This window comes from Actinoplanes sp. CA-252034 (assembly GCF_050956125.1).
Taxonomy (GTDB): domain Bacteria; phylum Actinomycetota; class Actinomycetes; order Mycobacteriales; family Micromonosporaceae; genus Actinoplanes.
Window position 1 is genome coordinate 9,562,534 of record NZ_CP191846.1, and the last position, 20,407, is coordinate 9,582,940.

A 20,407-nucleotide genomic window follows, 5' to 3' on the forward strand; every position below is an offset into this window, starting at 1 on the left:
CACGGTCACCCTGCGTGGGCCGTACCACATCAGGTGAATGTCCATCGGGAATGCAGCACGTAGTTGAGGCCCGGGATCAGCAGGATCGCCACCACCTGGACCACCGCGAACGTGCCGCCGAGCAGGGAGACGCCGGCCCACAGGATCACCGTGTTGAAGCCGAGGGCCGCGGCCGTGACGGTGAGGAACCGCGGCCCGGTGACCGTGTGTGCCGTTCCCGAGCGGAAGACCCACGTGCGCTGCAGCAGGTAGGAGACGGCGACGCTGGCGGCGAAGCCGACCGTGGAGGCCGGCACCGGCGGCAGCCCGAGGAGCACGGTGGCGGCCATGCCGACGGTGAAATGGGTGAGTGCGCTGAGGACGCCACTCACGCCGTAACGGGCGATACGGGTGACGGTTTCAGCGTTCGGCACGCTGTTCGACCACCCAGCGCTCGCCCACGGTGGACTCGGCGCGTTCCTGGATCAGGTAGCGGGGGCGGCCGCGGACCTCCTCGTGGATGCGGGCCAGGTATTCGCCGATCACGCCGAGGCCGATGAGGACGAACGTTCCGGTCACCAGCAGTAGCAGGATGACCGTGGTGAAGCCGGCCACCGAGGCGCCACTCATCCAGCGGACCAGCGTCTGGATGCCGAGGACGACGGCGAACGCGGCGAAACCGAAGCCGGCGAGTGTCACCATGTGCAACGGCGCCGAGGTGAACGACGTCAGGCCGTTGACGGCGAGGCGGCACAGGCCGCGCACGGTCCAGCGGGACGCGCCGCCCTCGCGGTGGTCGATGTCGATCTCGACGGTGGCCCGGGTGAAGCCGATCCAGCTGCTGGTACCACGGAAGAACGACGAGTGCTCGGGCATCCGGCGCAGCGCGTCGACGGCGGGACGGCCGAGGAGCCGGAAGTCGGTGGCGTCGACCAGGTCCACCCCGGTGAACCGCGTGAACGTGCGGTTGAACAGCTTGGATCCGAGCCGGTTGCCGAGCGACTGGCCGGTCCGGTTGCGTTTGACCGCCTCCACCACCTGGGCGCCCTCCTGCCAGCGCCGGACCATCGCCGGGATGGCCGACGGCGGGTGCTGCAGGTCCGAGTCGATGATCACGACGGCGTCGCCGGCGGCGTGTTCGAGGCCGGCGAGCAGGGCCGCCTCCTTGCCGAAGTTGCGGGACAGCCGCAGGCCACGGATCCGCGGGTCGACCAGCGCCTGCCGGGCGATCCGGGACCACGAGTCGTCGGCGGAGCCGTCGTCGACGAGGACCAGCTCGTAGTCGAGGGAGGCGGCCTCGAGCACCTCGGTGAGACGGGCCGTGAACCGTTCGACGCCCGGCCCCTCGTTGTAGATCGGCGCGATCACCGAGATCACCGGACCACCGCCCGGGCACAGAACGGCACACCGGCCAGGGCGTGGGCGGCCACGTCGAGCGAGTCGGTGTAACGGCGCTGCAGGAACGGTTTGTGCTGGTTGGTCTCGAGCGCCTCGTCGAGCAGTGCGCAACGGCGGGTGTTGCCGGCCCTCGACCGCTCGAAACCGGCCATCGCCGCGGCGATCCGGTTGTCCATCTGGGCGGTCTTCAGCGTGGCGGTGGCGTCGGCGTAGGCGCGGTTGGCGGTGGCCGAGACGGCGCCGCACAGCACCATCGCGGCCAGGATGCCGATCGGGGCGCGACGGCCGGCGAGCAGCAGCAGCGAGACGGCGAGCAGCATCCCGCCGGGCACGGTCAGCGCGGAGTCCCGCCAGCCCTGCTCCCACAACTGCGCGCCGCTCATCGCGGCACGGACGGCCACGCTGAGGGTGGCGAGCAGGGCGCCGCAGGCGACGATCGCGAGGGCGAGGACGGCGAGTCCGGTCAGGGCCCGGCCGGCCGGGCGCGCGGCTTGCCCCAAGACTGCGCGGGTACGCAAGGCAAGCACCGTGAGCAGCAGGAACGCCACTACCGGAATCAGTCCGCGCAGCCACGCCCCGGTGGTGGTGCCGGTGGCGGCCGACCACTGCAGCGGCGGCAGCCAGGCCGTCATCCGGGCCGGCAGCAGCAGGACGGACCGCGCGTCCACGATCAGGTCCGAGCCCTGGTAGCACCCGCCGTCGGCGCAGAACCCGCGGATGATCCACCGGACCGCGGCGAAGACCGGCAGGAACCCGGCCCAGAGCAGTAGGGCGAACCGCACCCCCGCCGAGGTGAGCAGCCGCCGCGGTCCGAGCCCGAGCACGAACCGGCCACGGATCAGCACGGCGACTCCGGCGAGCGGGACGGCGAAGTAGGCGGGTTCGTTGAAGACGGCCAGGGCGGCGCCGGCGGTGACCGCGAGCACCCCGTTCCACCAGCGGAGACGGTCGAGCCGGCAGGCCGCGGCGGCGACCAGCAGGACGATCGCGGCGGTGCTGAAGTAGAGGCCCCCGAAGAGGATCGTGGTGCTGTCCTGGCCGGCGGCGACGAACCCGGCGCCGACCGCGTACGGCAGGAGCAGCGCCACCGACGACGGGGTGCCGCCGATCAGCCGGCCGCGGTTCAGGACGCTCTCGGCGAGGACGACGACGGCCAGGGTGAGGGCGATCGCCGCGAGGATCGAGACGGCCCGCAGCATCACGGTCGCGGGCAGGCCCAGCTGCTGCACGCCGGTGAAGGCGAGCAGGTCGAGGCTCTTCTCCAGCATCCGCCCGAGCGGCCGGAAGTTGCCGAGCCGCAGGTAGGCGTCGCCGCTGGCGATGGTGTGCGAGACGATCGCGGCCGGGTCGTCCCGGAACATGCCGCCGTGCCAGTAGACGTTGAACCGGTGGTCGCGGGACGGCGCGACGGCCAGCAGCGGGGTCAGGACGATCGCCGGAACGAGCACGCAGCGCCGGGCGACGTGCCCCCACAGCCGCGGGCTCTCCGGCCGGTCCGGCGCCTCGGGAGAGCGGGCCGCCGGGATCGTCACGGTTTGAGCCGTCATGACTGCTGCAACGATGTGCGCCCCGGCGGGGTTGTGTCCAGCAGCTCCGGCAGCGTCGGCGGCCGTTCCGGGTCGACGAAGACCACACCCGTCGCGTCGTGCTCGGCGTAGAGCCGGGACAGCCGTTCGGAGAGCACCACGTCCCACGGCTGCTCCGGGCGATGCCGCTCCCAGGTCACCCGGTCCGGCAGGTACTCCAGGACCAGCCCGGACCGGCGCAGCAGCGAGAACTCCGGATTGTCGGTGAGGACCACGGCCCGGTGGTCGGGCTCGACCAGCACCCGGCGGCGGACCGTCTGAGCGAACTCGCGCAGCCGGTCCAGGTCGAGGCCGATCGCCACGTACAGGCGGGCCTGCGGCGGGCGCTTGACCGTCTTGCGGCGCTGGGTCACCGGGACGCGGCGCATCCGGCGCATCAGCCGCAGTGGGTCACGGGCCAGCGTCACCAGGCCACGACCCAGCCGGTACGACCCACTGCCCCGCAGCCGCCGGGTCGCCTCCCGTTCCTCGTCACGTTCCCCGGCCAGGCCGGCGCACCGGGACCGCCAGGCGTCCCGCTCCTGCTCGATCGTGCGCAGCCGCACGACCAGGGACTGCATGTCGCCTTCGTCGGGCATCACGTCCTCCTCACGTGAGAGCGGTCAGCCAGTCGGCGGCGTCTGCGGCGCCGTTGCCGGGGGCCACCTCCGCACAGCGGCGGCGCAGGGTGTCGCGGACGTCGGCCCGTACCGCCCGGGCCAGGACCCGGTCCAGGTCGTCGCCGTCCGGGTCCTCGACGATCAGCGCGGCGCCCGCGGCCGCGGCGAACCGGGCCCGGCTGACCTGGTCGTCGAGGGCGGTCTCCCGGTTCGGCACGAACACCGACGGGATCCCGAAGGCGATCAGCTCATGGAACGAGTTGTAGCCCGACGCGCTCACCACCAGGTCGAAACCGCGCAGGTATCGACTGATCGGGTAAAGGCGGACCACGTGCGCGCCGGCCGGAGGGGGCATCGGCTCGGTGGCGATCGCCGACTCGGCCAGCACCACCTGGAACCCGGCGCCACGCAGGTGCCGGGCGATCCGGGCAGCCGGTGACGAGATGTCGTTGATGTTCCCGGCGCCGAGCTGCAGCAGGGCGGCCGGGCGGCCGGGCGCCAGATCCAGGGCGGCGCGGGCCTCCTCGGCGGTCACCAGCTCGGCGGCGTCCAGGTAGGTGATCGGCCGTACCGGGAACACGCCGTCCCGGTCGTCGACGGTCGGGCCCTCGTCGGCTGCCGCGGCGAACTCCCCCGGCTCCAGGACGTGCTGGAACGCCGGCCGGCGCTCGATCCACTCGGCGCCGGTGTCACGCCGCCACATCGGCCGGCGCACCCACACCCAGGTGATCTCCGGCCGGGCCCGGGCGGCGGCCACGATGCCGTCGTGCGGCACGCTGTCCACCGCCACCACGGCCGGGCGATGCAGGTCGATCAGGTGCTCCAGGCGGCTGCGCAGCAGCTCGGTCCAGGCGGGCCGGGGCAGGCCGAGCACACTGCGGGACGGGATGTACTCGGTGAGGAAGCCCTCGCGGTGGGCGACCATCGCGCCGTGCGACTGGGTGGCGACGACCGTGGGAGTGCCCTCCGGCAGGCGGCGGCCGATCGCCATCAGCCGGGACAGGTGGCCCAGGCCGACGCCGTTGTCGCTGACCAGCAGCACCCCCTTGGACGGGGTGGATCGGCGTGCGGGCAGAGCCGGGGGTGGCGGGGCGTCCGGGCGGATCCCGCGGGCGGCGAGCCGGGCCAGGTGGGACGGGTAGCCGTACCGGGACTCGATGAACTCGCGTCCGCGCAGGACCACCGCCCGGTAGCGATCCCGGTCCGCGTGCAGCTCGCGCACCAGCGGCAGCACACCGGCCGGAGTGGTGTAGAGCGCCGCGTCGGCGAAGACCGGCCGGAAGTGCTCGCCGACGATCACCGGGACGCCGGCCGCCATCGCCTCCATGATCGTCCGGCCGAACGCCTCGATCAGGTCCGGATCGTGGAAGTAGACGAAGAAGTCCAGCGTGTGCAGGAAGTCGGCCGGCTCGACGGTGCCGAACTCGATCAGCTCCCAGTTCGCCGGCTTACGGCCGAGACGCTCGACGGCCAGCTCGCCGCCACCGAGCACCCGCACCTTGACGTCCGGGAGGTCCGGGTACGCCTGGAGCAGCTCCTGACGGGTCCGCGGCCACTTCACCGGGTCGGGACGGCCGTGCCGCCCGATCACCGGCGCGCCGGTACGGGCTGGGCGCTCCCGCCACCACTCGGAGCCGTCGATGATCTCGTGCCAGTCGATGCCGGTCAGGGCCGCGGCCGGGTCGGCGCGGAGCACCTCGGCGCGTACCTGCGGGCTGATCGGCGCCCACTCGATCCCAGTGCCGAACAGGCCCTCCACCCGCTGCCGGACCGCGGCGAAGTCGTAGTAGCGCGACGGGTCCCCGGCGTCGCCGGGCGCCTGGTTCAGGACCATCACCGCCCGGCCGGCCCGGACCGGCGGCCGGGTCGCGGGATCCTCGGTGAAGATCCGGGGCTGCCGGGCCACCAGCAGCTTCGCGGTGACCTCCTCGCCGTCCGCGGCAAGGTACGCCGACCCGTCCCGGAGCAGGTCGGTGATCAGCGGATGGAAGGGGCGGTCCCGCTTCAGGTGCGGCGAGCGCACGTGCACGAGCACGGTGGTCAGGCCGGCCCGGGCCTGGGCACGGACCTCCGCGGCGATACTGGCCGACGTGCCGCCCGGATAGCGGAAGTCCGAGAGGATCGCCACGTCGTGAACGGTCGCGGTCATGGTCAGGACAACGAACCGCGCACACCCGGCGTCACGCACCCCCGCCCGGCGCGTTGATCCTCCCGACAGTTGAGGGGGGTCATGCGCAGGCAGCACACCACACCGGACGCGTACGGTCCGGACCTGCTGGAACGGTACTGGCGGAGCCTGACCGCGGTCACGCCGTCCGGTCCCGCCACGGCCGCCCTGCACACCCGGTCGGCGGGGGCTCGTACGCTGCTCGCCCACGCCGCCGCGCGCCGCCCGGCCGACGAGTTGATCGCCGCCGCCCGGGAGGGCCGCCTGTTCCCGGACGCGGACCCGTGGGCGCTCGGCGAGCTCGCCCGGGTCGTCACGTTGCAGAACCTGTACCCCGGCGACCGGGGCGACGGCCTGGCCCTGCTCGACTCGCTGCTGCGAACCTTCGGCCCGGCCGGGGTCGCGCCCATCCACCAGGGACTGCACGCGCAGGTCGCGTTCGCCGCCGGGGATCCGGTACGGGTGGCGAAGCTCCTCGCCGACTACCCGTCGGTGGCGGAGCCGATCCGTGCGGCACTGGCCGTCGACATGGCCACCAAGGACGAGTGGCCGGCCCGGTTCGCCGAGCTGTTCGCGCCACCCGGCCTCACCCTGGTGCCCGCCGACGTCACCGGCTTCGACCGGATCCGGTCCGTCCCGGCCCCCCGGCACGGCTCGGCGCACCGGATCACCACGATCGTCACCAGTTACCAGCCCGGGCCGGAGCTCGTCACCGCGGTCCGGTCGCTCGTCGCGCAGAGCTGGACCAACCACGAGATCCTGGTCGTCGACGACGGCTCCGGATCAGGCCACGAGTCCGCCCTGGACCTGACGGCCTCGCTCGACCCACGGGTCCGGATCATCCGGATCCCGGGCAACGGCGGCACCTACCGAGCCCGCAACGCCGGGCTCGACATCGCCAGCGGTGAGTTCGTCACCTTCCAGGACTCCGACGACTGGTCGCACCCGCTGCGCCTGGAACGGCAGGTCGCCCCGCTGCTCGCCGACCCGTCCGTCGTCGCCACCACGTCGGCGGCCATCCGTGTCACCGAGGACCTGGTGGTCACCCGGCCCGGGTTCGCCGAGTTCCGGTCGTACAACCTGTCGTCGCTGATGATCCGCCGCGAGGCCGCCCTCGACCGGCTCGGCTACCTCGACCCGGTCCGCAAGGGCGCCGACGCCGAATACGTGGAGCGGGCCCGCGCGGTCTTCGGCCGGCCCGCCGTGCGGCATCTCGGGAACGAGCCGCTCGCCCTGATCCGGCTCACCTCCGGGTCGCTGTCCGGCGCCGACATCGGGCCCGGCTGGATGCATCCGGCGCGGCACGCGTACCTCTCGGCGTTCCAGGCCTGGCACACCCGGGTCGCCGCCGGAGAGGAGACCGCGGTGCGCCCGCGGTCTCCTCGGGAGCGCCCGTTCGCCGCGCCCCGAGGGCTGGCCGGGGACGCCGGACTGCGCCGGGCCTCCTATGACGTGATCCTGGCCGGCGACTGGAACGCCCACGGCGACACCGCCTGGCCGGTCGCCGAACGCCTCCGCGCTCTCGCCGGTCCGGGCCGTGCCGTCGCCGTCCTGCACCTGAACACGCTCGGCAGCGTCGCCGCCGAGCCCGCCCGGCTCGACCCCACCCTCCAGCAGATGATCAACGCCGGGACGATCGACCAGGTGGTCCTCACCGACGACGTGCACGCCCGGCTGGTCCTGGTCCACGAGCCGGAGATCCTCGGATTCGCGCCCGGCGTCCCGTCCGGCATCCGCGCCGCCCGGGTGGTCATCGCCGCCGACCCGTCGTGGACGACCGCGGCCGTGCACTGCGCCGCCGAGTCCCGCCGCCTCTTCGGCGTCGAACCGCACTGGGCGCCCGCCGACCCCGGCGCCCGCGCCGGCCTCGCCGACGGCCCGTTCAGCGCCCGGCTCACCGCCACCGACCTGCCCGGCACCGTCAACCTGCGGCGCTGGCGGCTGCACCGCTCCGGCCCGCGTGCCGACCGCCCGGTGATCGGCCGCATCTGCGCGAACGGCCCGGCCGAATGGCAGCGCCTGCGCGCCGCCACGTCACCGGCCCTCGACGTCCGCGTCCTGGACCGCAACGAGCCGGCCGCCGCGGTCCCGCACGGCTGGCTCGTCTACCGCCCGTCCGACCTCGACACCCGCGGTTTCCTGCACCAGCTCGACTTCTACCTGCACCTGCCGGCCGGCGACCGGCTCCCGGCCACCTGCCCCGAGGTCCTGATCGCCATGGCGGCCGGCTGCATCCCCGTCCTACCGCCCCATCACGAGGCGGCGTTCGGCCCGGCCGCCGTCTACGCCGAACCCGACGAGGTCGCGGCCGTCGTCACCCGCCTGCACCGCGACCCGGCGGCCCTGCTCGCCCAGAGCGAGCGCGGCCTGGCCTTCGTCCGGGAGAACCACCCGCACACCCGCTACGCCGAAGCCGTCGACGCTTTCCTCACACCCCCGGCCCCCACCGGCGAAGCCATCACCGGTGAGATCATCGCCGCCTCCGGCCAGGTCCTGCCCCCGCTGCCGGCCGGAGAGCACTGACCGACCTCGATCGAGGTCAGCCGCTTGATGATCGCCCCGCCACCGGCAGCCGGTCGCGGGGCCGGGGCCTCCGGACGTGCCTGCGGGTCACGTTGCCGGGTTACCGCAGGGGCACCAGCTCGTCGACGATGTAGACCGCCGCGTTGGCGGTGTCGAGCTGGTGGCAGACCGTCTTCGTGTCGTTCACGCGCAGGTCGCCCGCGTCGGTGGTGACGACCGCCCGGGTGCCGCTCATGGTGGTGTGCGTGCCGGGCAGCCGGCCGGGGTCGAGGCGCTCCGCGATGGCCGCCTGCTTCAGGGTTCGCGCCAGCTCTTCCGGGTCGTCCCACAGCGTGGGGATGCGCTGGAACGGGAATGTCGCGAGGAAGCGGTCGGAGGTCGCGAACAGGGTCAGTGCGGGCGTGTCGTCGAGGGCGCGCAAGCCGGCCCGGTCGAGCCCGGCCGCCATCCCGGACAGGCCGGGGTTGGCGGCGATCGCCACACTCACCGGCTTGCCCGCCATGGCGGCCAGATTCTGCGGAGCGCACGCGTCGGCCGGTGCCGCACCCGACGGCAGTGGCTGTCCGGTCACGACTCCGCCCTGGCCGAGCGCGCAGCCGGACAGGGTGGCGGTCAGGACGGCCGCGAGCAAGACACGCTTCATCGTCACATCATCACCCTTCTACCTCGCTCGGGCAGCGGCACATCGTGATTCGACGTGCATGGATTTAAATTCATTCCACCCGTCACCGATATGGGGCACCATTGATCTCCCCCTGCTGGCATACTCGGAAATCGATCGACGTCGGTCGCTGGATATACGGCCGATTCAGAGACACGGGGCCGGGCCTGGCCGCATGAGTGCCAGGCCGGGAGGAAGCAATCCACGGGGAGGGTAATTACTCGCGGTGCCGCATCGAGGCTGCCGCGACAGCGTACGCGCATCGGCGGATGCCAGCTGGCCGCATCGCTTCGTGTCGTTCATCATCCGCCTTCTCCGCCACGGTTCGCGGACGCATCCGAGAATGCAGTGTGAATGAGGAGGAAGACAGTTATGCAACGACGAGCATCAATGCTCGTGTGGGCGGCTGTGTCCGGGCTCGCGCTCGCGCTGACCGCCACGACAGGCGCACAGGCGTCCCCCGAGAAGAAGACTTACAAAATCATCCCGTACGTCATCTCCGACCCCGAACTGGTCCAGAACCCGCAACGGGTCATCGCCGAGTTCACCAAGCACCAGAATCTCGACGCGCTGGGCGTCTCACCCGCCACCGCGGACGGGCCGTCGAAACTCACCGGACGGGCCGCCACGCTGGCCGACCCGGTCAGCTTCGTCGTCGACTCGTCGCGGTACAACGGCGGGAAGAAGCCGGCCGACCCGTACAACTACATCACCGGCGACGAGTGCGAGAGCAACTACGACGCGGCGTCCGACGACGCGGGCTGGATCAAGAACCGCTTCTCGTACTGCCAGGTCCACCTCGTCTACATGCCCGCCGTCGAGTGCGGCCTCTTCCCGCCGGGCTGCCGGGTCGTCGGGAACTTCCTGTCCAGCAACACCCTCGTCGGGCACGGCAAGATCGGCGCCGCCGAGGTCAGCTCGACCACCCGGTGGGCCGAGTTCAGCCTCGACGTCGAGATCCTGACCCGAACCGGACCGTGGCTCGGCGGCGGAGCGCGACTCGAGGCCGAGCTGGAGTGCGACGGCAACTACCTCGACGACGACTATCCGCAGACCGATGCCAACGCCTGCTTCCCCGGGTTCACCGACGACAACGACAAGTCGCTCAACCAGTGGATGATCGACGACGACGCCACTCTCAGCCTGTACTCGCAGGCGTCCTCTCCGTCCGCCGGCGCCGGCGAGCAGATCGGCACCGGCGTGTTCCACGTCGAGTACGACTTCGACCTGCCCTGGTACATCGAATTCCTGGACACCGAGAGCCCTGAGGGCGGCATGCGGTTCGACACCGCCTGGTACCTCAACGTCGCCAACACCGACAAGCTCGGCTCGGTCTTCGACCGGGCTGTGCCGGGGCTGTCGATCAACGAGACCGACCCGGGCGTCGAGGGAGCGGCCCGCCACATCGAGGACGCACGGACCAACCCGGCCGCCACCGTGCCGACCAAGCCTGACAAGGTGCTGCACGGCGCCACCCCGGGTGACCCGCTGCACCGCCTGGCCGGCGCGAAGGACTCCGCCCTGCGCGCCCGGGCCACCCGCAACCGCACGGTGTCGACCAACTTCTGCAGAACCGCCGCCATGCCGCAGCGTCCGCCGACGGGCGGCCCGTTCGACTGCGACGAGTACGCCATGGCCTCCACCTACGAGGGCTCGGCCCGCTGGGAGTACGAGGGCCCGCAGTACCAGCTCGACTACTCCGTGCGCTGGGTCAACCGCAGCCAGAACCAGGAGGCCGGCCGGCGGATCGGCCGCTGGTACGAGGTCGACCGCATCCTGGACAAGGAACCGTTCTTCGTCACCACCACCGACACCGGCCCGGTGCCGGAGCCGGACCCCAACCCCGAGGACCCGGATCCGGACGACCCGGGACCGATCGAGCCCTGAGCCGCTGGGCCTGGGCCCGGCTGCGGGCCCAGGCCTACTCCCGCCAGAACTGCACGAGCACCGACGCCCAGGGCAACTCCTCCGGCTCGGGCGCCGGCTCGTCGCGCCAGGCCAGCCGCATGTGCCACAGCCCGGCCGACGGCAGCCGGTAGACACCCGGGGTGGCGCCCGCGGTGATCTGATCGAGCCCCAGCTCACCGGATTGCCATTCCATCTCGAGGACGCCGCTGCGGTGCCAGGCAGCGGAGTCGAAATCGGCGGGCCCGTCCCAGGTCTCGAAATGTATTCGCGCCTGAACGATCGTCTCTTCGCTCTCCAGATAGACATTGCCGGCACAGGTGCTGAACCAAGTGTTCAGCTCATGCGGCGCGACCGGCTTGTCCGGCCCGTCATACCCTTCGTCGGCGATACCGACCAGGTTGTAGTCGACAATTGCTTCGACGATCTTTTCCTCGATCCTCTGCGACATCGGTCCTGTCTATCAAAGGTCCACAGAGAACGGGACCCCCTCCAGCGTTCCCGGGCGGCCGCACGGAAGCGAGCCCGGCAACCGAACAGCGACGAGGAGGCACCTGTTCCGCATTCGATCGGGACGGAGGCGGGCCGAAGAGAACGGTGAGCCCGGCGGTGCAGCCGGGTGCCGTACTTCGGAAGGGTCTCTCTTGCGCTCGATGTTCCGCCGCCTCGCCCTGGCCGCCATCGCCCCCGCCGCCGCCGTGATGTTCCTCGCGACGCCGGCCCAGGCGGCGACACCGGTGACGACGTTGCAGGCCGACATCGCCAAGCTGACGAACGTGCAGCGCAAGTCGCACGGCTGCGGCGCCGCCACGGTCAACACCAACATCGTCAAGGCCGCCCGCGCCCACAGCGTGTGGATGGCGAAGACCGGCACGTTCAGCCACACCGGCTCGGGTGGGTCGAACTTCTCGGCCCGGGTCAAGGCCGCCGGATACAAGAAGCCGGGTGGCGAGAACATCGCCTGGGGCTACCGCTCGGCCAACGAGGTCGTGCAGGCCTGGATGAAGAGCCCGGGCCACCGCGCCAACATCCTGAACTGCAAGTTCAAGACGGTCGGTGTGGGGGCCGCGTACGCGGCGAACGGCGCCGCCTACTACACGCAGGACTTCGGCTTCTGACCCGAACGCGCGCCGTCGCCGTCCACCGCATCGAATGACCTGACAGGCACGGGCCGGAACCCCCTCCCGGCCCGCGCGGTGCCCCCGCACCGCGAAATGCGCGCCCTCGCCGTCACCCCACGGCGGGGGCGCGCTCTTTTCCCGGCCCGGCCGTCACACGCGGATGCCCGGACCGTCGGAGGTCACCGGAGGTGGGGCTTCAGGAGAGGGGCGACCAGCCGGGCGTACGCCTCCGTCAGGTGATTGCTGTCCCGGTAGACGAGCGTGTCCCCGACCACGAGCGGGCATCGGGTCGTGCACAGCCACGGGACCGGGTCGATCACCGGCACGCCGGAGGCCACCGAGATGGCTCGTAGCTGTTCGCGCCAGCGCGGCTCGGGGAGCACGTCGGCCCGGGGGGCGGCGCAGCGGGAGACGGCCGTCGAATGGGTGCTCAGGCAGTCCGCCGGCGCCACCGTCAGGAACGGCGTGTCGGCGATCAGCGTGACCCGGTGGGCGAAGCGCTTCAGGGTGGCGAGGGTGCGTAGCCAGCCGGTCTGCCAGACGGCGTCCGGGTCGGCGGGCCGCCCGGTGAGCACCTGCCGGTAGTTGACGCTGGACGAGACGACCAGCAGGTCGGGCCGCAACCGGCCGATCCGGGCGACGACCTCCGTGCGCCACGCGTCGCAGGCGAGGTAGCGGGCCCGCGCCCGGCGCTCGTCGAGGGCGATCTGGGCGGGGCTGCACGAGCTGCGCGTGAAACTGTAGAGCCGCCATCCGTTCTGCCGGGCCAGCGTCTCCAGGGTGGGGAACCACTGGAGGGCGTGCGAGTCACCGAAGAGGACCACGGTGCGCCTGCCGGTGGTGTAGGAGCAGTCGCTCTTCGGGCGGAACGGGCCGGTGAGCCCGACATGGCAGCCGTCGAGCTGGGGCGCGAGCCGCTGCCGGGCCGTGTCCTCGAGGGTCGGGGTCAGGTTGCGGGGCAGGTCGGTGGCGGTGACACCGGCGTCGAGCATCCGGTCGAGGGCGACGGCCGGGTTGCGGGCGGAGGCGACGGCCCGGCTCGCGTCGGGCGCGACCCCACGGGCGTGGATCTTCGGCGGGTGGAGCGTGCCGAATCCGGCCAGGGCGGCGGCCGAGGCGGAGAGGCCGAGCCCGAGCAGGAGCCCACGACGGGGCCGTACGGTCCACACGCGATGATGCCGCACCGGATTCTCCAGCAGGTGATGGCTGACGACGGCGAGCCCCAGCGCCGCGACGGCGACCGTGGTCCGGGCGGCCGGGCCGGCCGGGGCGAGGAGCAGGAGCGGCCAGTGCCACAGGTACCAGCCGTAGGACATGCGGCCCAGCCAGCGCATCGGCCCGGTGCCGAGAAGCCGGTTGCCGCCGGCCGCGATGACCGCGACGGTCCCGAGAACCGGCAGCAGAGCCGCCGTCCCGGGGAATCGGGTCGTCTCGTCGAAGAGGACGGCCGCCGCGCCGATCGCCGCCAGCCCGGCCCAGCCGAGCACCCGGCGCCCCGGGAGAGGCCGGCCCGGGATCGAACGGCGGCGGGCGGTGGCGAGCGCGAGCAGCGCCCCCGCACCCAGCTCCCAGGCCCGGCCGGCGGTGCCGAAATACGACGTCGAGTGCAGGCTCCAGGCGAACGACCCGAGCGTGACCAGCGCCATCAGGGCCGGGCCGAGCCGTCCGCGGGCCACCAGCAGCGGCCACAGCAGGTAGAACTGCTCCTCCACGGCGAGCGACCAGAAGTGCTGGAACGGCGACGGCGCCGGGTCGCCGAAGTAGTCGGTCCCGATCGTGTCGAGGCGCACGTTCATCGTGTAGGTGGCGGCGGCCAGGGCGTCGGTGGCGTAGCCGGTGAACCGCACCGGCGGAGCCAGACACCACGCCCCGGCCAGGGTCACCGCGATCACCAGGGTGGCCAGGGGCAGCAGCCGGACCGCCCGCCGCGCGTAGAACCGGGTCAGGTGGATCCGGCCGGTCGCGGCGTGCTCACGGCGCAGCAGCCCGGTGATCAGGAACCCGGAGATCACGAAGAAGACGTCGACCCCGACGAACCCGCCGGCCAGCCCCGGCACGCCGGCGTGGGCCAGTACGACCAGCAGCACCGCGACGGCCCGCAGCCCCTCGATGTCGCCCCGATGGGTCGCCGGTTCCGCGCCCCGGGCCGGCCGGCTGCGGCGCCGGGGCAGCGTGACGGTCATCAGGCGCGGGCGGCAGCCATCGCCGGCGGCCGGGCGAACGCCAGCACCGCGTGCCGGCCGAGCAGTTCGCCCTCCCGGGTCAGACCGGTGAACCGTTCGGTCCAGGCGGCCATCGCGGCCTGCTCGTCGGCGCGCCCGGCGTCGTCGAACACGATGGTGGCCCGGTCCGCGAGCCGCTTCTCGATCATGTGCATGGCCGGGTAACGGGCGTCCGCCCCGGTCGCCGCGGGCGGGCCGTCGATCAGGACGAAGTCGATGTCGTGCAGATCGGCCAGCGCCTCCGGGTCGTACCACGGGTAGTCGCGCCCGTCGATGCCGCACGGGGTGAGCGGCGCGTCCCGTACCACCGCGATGTCGGAGAGGCCGTGGGCCGCGAGCGCCGCGCGGGTCCGCGCCGCGTAACCACCGTCGTGGTCGAGGGAGACCAGGCGGCCGCCGGACTTCTCCAGGGCGTAGGCGATCCACACCGACGAGGTGCCGCTGCCCAGCTCCAGGACGAGGCGGGGCTGCCGGGTACGGATCAGGTGCAGCAACTCGAGCAGGTCGGTCGGGTTGAGCGCGAAGTCGCCGGACGACGGCATCGGCGCCCGCGGGGTGAAGCCCTGGAAGAGCTGCACGGTGGCCTCGAACTCGCGGGGCAGGCCGAGCACCTGGGCGGAGCCGGCCTTACGGTCGGTGACCTGTTTGACCCGGGCGATGGCGTCGGCCAGTTCGAGATGCCGGTCGCCGGCGGTGAGGCGTTCCCGCTCGACGGCGGCGACCAGGCGGCGCTGCATCTCCTCGACGGTGGTCCGCAGGTCACGCTGGGCGGCGAGTCCCGCCTTCTGCACCCGGGCGAGCCGCCGGAACAGGAGCATCAGCCCGGCCAGGATGGTGCCGCCGAGCAGGGCCAGCAGCGCGGTGGCGATCCCGGTGTGGCCGGTGAGCGCGGTGGCCACGGCGCCGGCGCAGAGGATGCCGGCAGCCGACATCACCACGGCCTGTGAGGCGGACAGGCGTGGCAGCTTTCGGCGGATTCGGCTCAATGTGCTCATGCGGGACTCCTCGTGTGCAGTTCCGACGGGTCAACGGGGCCGGGACCGACCTCGTTACGGCACGCGCTGTACGGGGGCCGGCGGACCCGCGGGGGCCGCGGCGCCGACCGGGGCCGGTGGGCCCACGGAACCCGGCGCGCCGACCGGGGCCGGCTCCGCGGCGGGGAGGAGGCCGGCGATCCGTGCGGCGAAGGCCGACGGGCGGTGGTCGCGGTCGACCGCGGCGCGGGCCAGCACGCTCTGGGCGGCGAACCGGGCGGGATCGTCGCGGAACCGGCGGACCAGAGCCGCCGCCTGCTCCGGCGCGCACGGGACGGCCGCCTCGCCGAAGGCGCCGGCGAGACGCTCCGGGACGAGCACGACGCAGCCGGTCGCGGCCGCCTCCAGGGCCGGCCGGGAGATCGGCTCGGCCGACTGCTCCGGAGGAAAGTGCAGGTAGAAGTCGAGTTGGGCGGCGAAGGTGCGCGGGTCCAGATCGGATGGCTCGTAGACGAGCCAGTGCGCGGGCAGGCCGGACGGGCGCAACGGCGTCTCCGGCAGGCGCAGGCGCACGTCGGCGTCGGTGCAGCGGCGGGGCACCTCCAGGGCGGCGGCCAGGTCGCCGGGCCACTCCCCGGCGTCGCACAGGTCGGTGCCGACGACGGCCGGGCCACGGGGACCGGGCAGCGGCCGGGCCACGTCCAGGGACTCGACGGCCGTCGGCAGGTGGAAGTCCGCCGTCGTCGCCGGGGACAGGTCGAAGCCGTCCTGCGGGCACCACAGCGGATCCCGGTCGAAGAGGCGCCGGGCCGCCGCCGTGACGGCTGGCACGGTGTACCGCCGGTCGCTGCCGTCGCGCCGGGCCGGTGCCCGGTCCGGGACGATCAGGGTCCGGCCCGGCCGGAGCAGGACACCGTCCTCGGGTGCGAACTGCAACACCTCCGGCTGCCGTACCAGCAGGAGACCGGCGGACACCGGGTCGGTCTCCAGCACCTGGTCGAGCCGCCCGGAGTTGATCAGGCGCTGCACGTCCGCGCTGAGCGACCGCCGCTGCCGGTGCACCGACCGCAGCGACTCCAGGTGCAGGATCGCCACCGAGAGCCCGGCGTCACGCAGCGCCCGGATCTCGGCCAGCGCCGACCGCTGCGTGCCGGTGAGGAACCGCCAGTCGGCGGCCACCACCACGTCGAAGCGCCGGGGCTCGGACCCGCCACTGAGGTGGGCCGGCGTGACGAACGGGCGGCCGTCCCGGTCCCGGCGCAGCGGCCGGGTGGTGGCGTGCCAGCACCGGTACGCCGACATGTAGGCCGTCCGCGCCGGATGCATCCAGTAGGCACGGATCTCCGACCGGGACAGCGAGCCCTCGGAGAGCCTGATCAGCGCCAGTGGTCTCGCGACCCGGCGTACCGCCTGATCGCCGAAAGCGGTCTGGATCCGCTCCAGGAACTCGGAGTCGGCGGCCTTGCGCACCGGGTCGAACCATCCGATCCGCTGGATCACCGCCTCCCGCCGGAACAGCAGCGACGACACGTTGACCCGGCCGCGCCGGATGCCGGGGCGGGTCATCACGAGCTGGTCGGTGACGCTGATCCCCTCGGAGGTGGTGGCCACCACCTCCGGGTGGGTGAGCAGCGGCTGGACCTGCAGCTCGACGCGGCGCGGGTGGGACCAGTCGTCGGAGTCCTGGAAGGTGACGAAGTCGCCGCGGGCCGCCTCCAGCCCCGCGTTGCGGGCCGCGTAGGTGCCGCCGTTGACGGGCAGGCGGAGCAGCCGGACGCGCGGGTCGAGGTCCTCGGCGGCGGCCAGGATCGCGTCGTGCTCGGGCGGCGACGCGTCGTCGACCACGATGATCTCCAGGTCCGGCCAGGACTGCGCGGCGATCGACCGGACCGCGGTGAGCAGCCCCTCCCCCGGCCGGTACGCGGTGACGACCACCGAGACCCGCTCGCCGGCCGTCTCGGCGGGGTGCCCGGCCGAGCCGGCGAGCCGGTCGAACGGCGCCTTCTCCGGCGCGGCCGCCAGTACCGGGCCCGGCGACGGGAACAGCGCACCGAACCGGGCCAGCCAGGTCTCCTCGGCGACGGCGTCGGAGTGACCGCCGGCGTGCGGGTTGGCCAGATCGATCTCCAGCGACTCGCGGGCCGCCGCCGGGATCCGCCGGTACGCCCCGAGCAGCTGCCGCGCGTTGGCCGGCCCCTGCCACGCGTAGACCAGCTGCACGTGCAGGGCCTGATGGGCCGGGGGCAGGGCGCGGGCGCCCCGGGCGGTGCGGATCAGCGCGTAGAGGGCGAGGGCGTCGTCCCGGTCGCCGGGCAGCTCCTCCTGCAGGGCGATGGTCTGCGCCAGCCCGGCCAGCAGCACCGGGTCGACCGGGCGGCGGATCCGGCGGGTGTCGCCCCTGCGGGCCGCCTCGAGCACCTCGTCGAGGCCGATCCCGGCGGCCCGGGCCAGCACCCGGCGGGCGGCCACCGAACGGTTGCGCATCGCCGTGTTGGGCAGCGACACCTCCGCCCCGGCGCCGGCGAGGGCGACGTGATCGTCCAGCAACGCGACCGGCTGCGCCTCGGTCATCGACTCTCCGTCCGTACCCCGTCATGTCCTTTCGGATCAACGCGGGCACGACGGCGGAGTGACGCTAGACGGCGGCGAGGACGGCCGCCTCCACCCGGTTTCGCTCGTCGGCCGAGGCCCACGTCCCGACCAGGTAGAACGCGTCGACGACATCGCTGCCCAGGGTGGAGATGCGGGCGGCCCGGATCTCCGCGCCGGCCTCGTCGAGGGCGTGCGTGACGCGGTAGAGCAGGCCGGCCGAGTCGGCGGCGCGCAGCTCCAGCACCACCGCGTCGGTGGCCACGTCGCGCTGCCACACCACCCGGGGCGAGGCGGTCCCGCCGCGGGCGCTCATCGCGCGGGCCCGCACCCGCTGGGTCACCGAGACGTCGCCGGCGCCGACCCGGCGCAGGTCGGCGGCGAGAGCGACCGGGTCGTACGGCGACCCGTACCGCGGTGAGGTGGAGAACTCGACGATGGCCCGCCCGTCCACGGTGCTCGTGTCGGCGGCGACCACGTCGAGCCGGTGCATGGCCAGGCACGCGGCCACCCCGGCGAGCAGTCCGCGCCGATCGGCGGCGGCCACCGCCACCCGGTCGCCGTCCAGGTGCACCACCGGCAGGGTGCCGTCGAGCAGCTCCGGATCGGGGTCGGGTGGCTCGGGCAGTGCGCCACTGTCGAGCGCCGTGTCCACCCGCTCGACCAGCTCGGCCATCAGCCGGCCCTTCCAGTCCGACCAGGCGGCCGGGCCGGTGGCCAGCGAGTCGGCGCGGGCCAGCGCGTGCAGCAGGTGCAGCGTGTGGGTGTCCCCGACCTTCTCGGCCACGGTGGAGATGGTCTTCGGGTCGCTCAGGTCGCGCCGGGTCGCCACGTCCGGCAGCAGCAGGTGCAGCAGGACCATCTTCTCGACGGTGGCGACGTCGGCCGGGCGCAGGCCGATCCGGGTGGCGATGTCGGCGGCGATCGGGGCACCGACGATGCTGTGGTCACCGGGCAGGCCCTTGCCGACGTCGTGCAGGAAGGCGCCGATCAGCAGCAGGTCGGGGCGGTCCACCTCGCGGGCGAAGGCTGTGGCCTCGTAGGCGGCCTGCACCAGGTGACGGTCGAGGGTGTAGCGGTGGATCGGGTGGTGCTGCGGAAGGCTGCGCATCCGGGCCCACTCGGGCAGCCACGCGTCGATCAGGCCGTACCGGTCGCAGGTCTCCCAGGTGGGCAGCAGGCCCGGGCCGGAGCCGAGGAGCGAGACCAGCGCGGCGCGGGCCGCGGGCGGCCACGGTGACGGCAGCGGCGGGCAGAACGCGGCGAGCCATTCGCAGGTGGCGCGGGCGATCGGCAGCTGCGTGATGGCGGCCGCGGCCGCGACCCGCAGCGAGAGGCTGGGGTCCGGGACCGGGCCGATCGCGGTGCGGGCGAGCACCAGCTCGCCGTCCTGCTCGACGACGTCGCGGGCGACCGGGCGGCGGCTCGGCGGGGCGGACGGCCCACCGCGACGTCGTCCGCCGCGCAGGCGGTCGATGGCACGCCAGGCGTCGTCGACGGCGTGGGCGACGGTACGGGCGTCGCCCGCCACCCGGCGCAGGAGGTTGTCCGGGTCGTCGATGTCGAGCAGATCGGCGACGGCTTTGCGCTCCTGGGCGACGAGCCGGTCCACGCGGCGGCCGACGGCCAGGTGCAGCGCGTCGCGGGTGTCGAGAAGGCGCAGGGTGGCGGCGCGGACCGCGGGCCGCATGGTGTCGGCGATCCCGGCCCGCCCGATGCCGCGCAGCAGCGTCACGTCACGCAGCCCGCCGGACGCCTCCTTGAGGTCGCCCTCGAGGAGGAAGGCCAGCTCGCCGTGCTGGGTCCAGCGGCTCGTGGTGAGCTGCCGCAGCTGTGGCATCAGCCGGACCGCGGTGCGCCGCCACTGGTCGGAGACGGCGGCGATGAGCTCGGCGGAGAGGCGGGCGTCGCCGGCCAGGTGCCGGGCGTCGAGGAGGCCGAGGGAGACCTTCACGTCGTCGTGGGCGACGGACAGGGCCTCGGGAAGGGTACGCACGGAGTGGTCCAGCCCGAGGCGGGCGTCCCAGATCGGGTACCAGAGTGCGGAGGCGATCCGGTCGATCCCGGCGGTGCCGTTGTGCACCAGCACCAGGTCGAGGTCGCTGTAGGGGGCGCAGTCGCGCCGGCCGAGCCCACCGACCGCGATCAGGCTGACGCCGGGCAGGTGGGACGGGAAGAGCTGTTTGAGCCAGAGCTCGAGTGCCGCCGCCCGTTCGTCGCGGGCGGCGGCGCCGATGTGGTGCTTGAGCTCGTCGAGGGAGCCACCGGCGGCCGGGCGTGCCGGAGGGGCCGGCGGCTCTCTCAACGGGTTCGTCATGGGATCAGAGGGCGTCGAGGCCGCGCTCGCCGGTACGGACCCGGACGACCTCGTCGATCGAGGTCACCCAGACCTTCCCGTCACCGATCTTGCCGGTCCGCGAGGCGCCCACGATGGCGTCGACGATCTTCTCGACGTCGATCTCGTCGGTCAGCACCTCGACCTTGATCTTCGGCAGGAACTCCACCGTGTACTCGGCACCCCGGTACACCTCGGTGTGGCCCTTCTGCCGGCCGTAGCCCTGCACCTCGCTCACGGTCAGCCCGGCGACGCCCAGAGCGTGCAGAGCCTCCTTCACCGCGTCGAGCTGGTACGGCTTGATGACCGCGGTCACCAGCTTCATGCTCAGTCCTTCCATTGCAGCCA

15 protein-coding genes are annotated in these 20,407 nt (G+C 73.2%); 3 read left to right on the top strand and 12 right to left on the bottom strand.

Annotated features, from left to right (window positions below; translation table 11 throughout):
• Window positions 1-29: 29 nt before the first annotated feature.
• The 5 genes from ACQPZW_RS43170 to ACQPZW_RS43190 are packed head-to-tail and all read right to left on the bottom strand — an operon-like array spanning window position 30 to window position 5,711.
• Window positions 30-413: a GtrA family protein gene (locus ACQPZW_RS43170; RefSeq protein ID WP_433791797.1), complete on the bottom strand. Its 384-nt coding sequence runs from the start codon at window positions 411-413 to the stop codon at window positions 30-32.
• On the bottom strand, window positions 400-1,356 hold the full coding sequence (locus ACQPZW_RS43175) for a glycosyltransferase family 2 protein (protein WP_433791798.1): 957 nt from the start codon (window positions 1,354-1,356) through the stop codon (window positions 400-402). The genes ACQPZW_RS43170 and ACQPZW_RS43175 overlap by 14 nt, the downstream gene beginning before the upstream one ends.
• On the bottom strand, window positions 1,353-2,924 hold the full coding sequence (locus ACQPZW_RS43180; protein WP_433791799.1) for a hypothetical protein: 1,572 nt from the start codon (window positions 2,922-2,924) through the stop codon (window positions 1,353-1,355). Before ACQPZW_RS43180 ends, ACQPZW_RS43175 begins: the two co-directional genes overlap by 4 nt.
• Window positions 2,921-3,541 carry a hypothetical protein gene (locus ACQPZW_RS43185; protein ID WP_433791800.1) on the bottom strand — a complete coding sequence of 207 codons (621 nt, stop codon included), beginning with the start codon at window positions 3,539-3,541 and terminating at the stop codon, window positions 2,921-2,923. Before ACQPZW_RS43185 ends, ACQPZW_RS43180 begins: the two co-directional genes overlap by 4 nt.
• 10 nt (window positions 3,542-3,551) lie before the next feature.
• Window positions 3,552-5,711 (bottom strand): glycosyltransferase, encoded by a 2,160-nt coding sequence (locus ACQPZW_RS43190; RefSeq protein ID WP_433791801.1) that lies wholly within the window; start codon window positions 5,709-5,711, stop codon window positions 3,552-3,554.
• Between the two features lie 81 nt (window positions 5,712-5,792).
• On the opposite strand from ACQPZW_RS43190, the gene ACQPZW_RS43195 reads away from it, so the two are divergent.
• The gene (locus ACQPZW_RS43195; RefSeq protein WP_433791802.1) at window positions 5,793-8,252 is read left to right on the top strand and encodes a glycosyltransferase; all 2,460 of its coding nucleotides are present in this window, start codon (window positions 5,793-5,795) and stop codon (window positions 8,250-8,252) included.
• Window positions 8,253-8,352: 100 nt separating this feature from the next.
• Here the strand turns inward: ACQPZW_RS43195 and ACQPZW_RS43200 are convergent, their stop codons facing one another.
• Window positions 8,353-8,895, bottom strand: a complete 543-nt coding sequence (locus ACQPZW_RS43200; protein ID WP_433791803.1) for a fasciclin domain-containing protein — start codon at window positions 8,893-8,895, stop codon at window positions 8,353-8,355.
• Between the two features lie 408 nt (window positions 8,896-9,303).
• On the opposite strand from ACQPZW_RS43200, the gene ACQPZW_RS43205 reads away from it, so the two are divergent.
• A complete protein-coding gene (locus ACQPZW_RS43205; protein WP_433791804.1) occupies window positions 9,304-10,800 on the top strand; it encodes a hypothetical protein in 1,497 nt (498 codons plus the stop codon).
• Window positions 10,801-10,834: 34 nt separating this feature from the next.
• Here ACQPZW_RS43205 and ACQPZW_RS43210 read toward each other — a convergent pair whose 3' ends face one another.
• Window positions 10,835-11,269, bottom strand: coding sequence for a hypothetical protein (locus ACQPZW_RS43210; protein ID WP_433791805.1), 435 nt, complete (start codon window positions 11,267-11,269; stop codon window positions 10,835-10,837).
• 202 nt (window positions 11,270-11,471) lie between these two features.
• Between ACQPZW_RS43210 and ACQPZW_RS43215 the strand changes: the two genes are divergently transcribed.
• Window positions 11,472-11,936, top strand: a complete 465-nt coding sequence (locus ACQPZW_RS43215; protein ID WP_433791806.1) for a CAP domain-containing protein — start codon at window positions 11,472-11,474, stop codon at window positions 11,934-11,936.
• A gap of 182 nt (window positions 11,937-12,118) precedes the next feature.
• Here ACQPZW_RS43215 and ACQPZW_RS43220 read toward each other — a convergent pair whose 3' ends face one another.
• The 5 genes from ACQPZW_RS43220 to ACQPZW_RS43240 form a co-directional block, all read right to left on the bottom strand.
• Window positions 12,119-14,122: an acyltransferase family protein gene (locus tag ACQPZW_RS43220; RefSeq protein ID WP_433791807.1), complete on the bottom strand. Its 2,004-nt coding sequence runs from the start codon at window positions 14,120-14,122 to the stop codon at window positions 12,119-12,121.
• Entirely contained in the window at window positions 14,122-15,156 is a 1,035-nt protein-coding gene (locus tag ACQPZW_RS43225; RefSeq protein ID WP_433791808.1) for a class I SAM-dependent methyltransferase, read from the bottom strand. The genes ACQPZW_RS43220 and ACQPZW_RS43225 overlap by 1 nt, the downstream gene beginning before the upstream one ends.
• A 54-nt stretch (window positions 15,157-15,210) precedes the next feature.
• Window positions 15,211-17,706 (bottom strand): glycosyltransferase family 2 protein, encoded by a 2,496-nt coding sequence (locus ACQPZW_RS43230; RefSeq protein ID WP_433791809.1) that lies wholly within the window; start codon window positions 17,704-17,706, stop codon window positions 15,211-15,213.
• Between the two features lie 64 nt (window positions 17,707-17,770).
• On the bottom strand, window positions 17,771-20,041 hold the full coding sequence (locus ACQPZW_RS43235) for a [protein-PII] uridylyltransferase (protein WP_433791810.1): 2,271 nt from the start codon (window positions 20,039-20,041) through the stop codon (window positions 17,771-17,773).
• A gap of 4 nt (window positions 20,042-20,045) precedes the next feature.
• Entirely contained in the window at window positions 20,046-20,384 is a 339-nt protein-coding gene (locus ACQPZW_RS43240) for a P-II family nitrogen regulator (RefSeq protein ID WP_170167218.1), read from the bottom strand.
• Window positions 20,385-20,407: the final 23 nt, after the last annotated feature.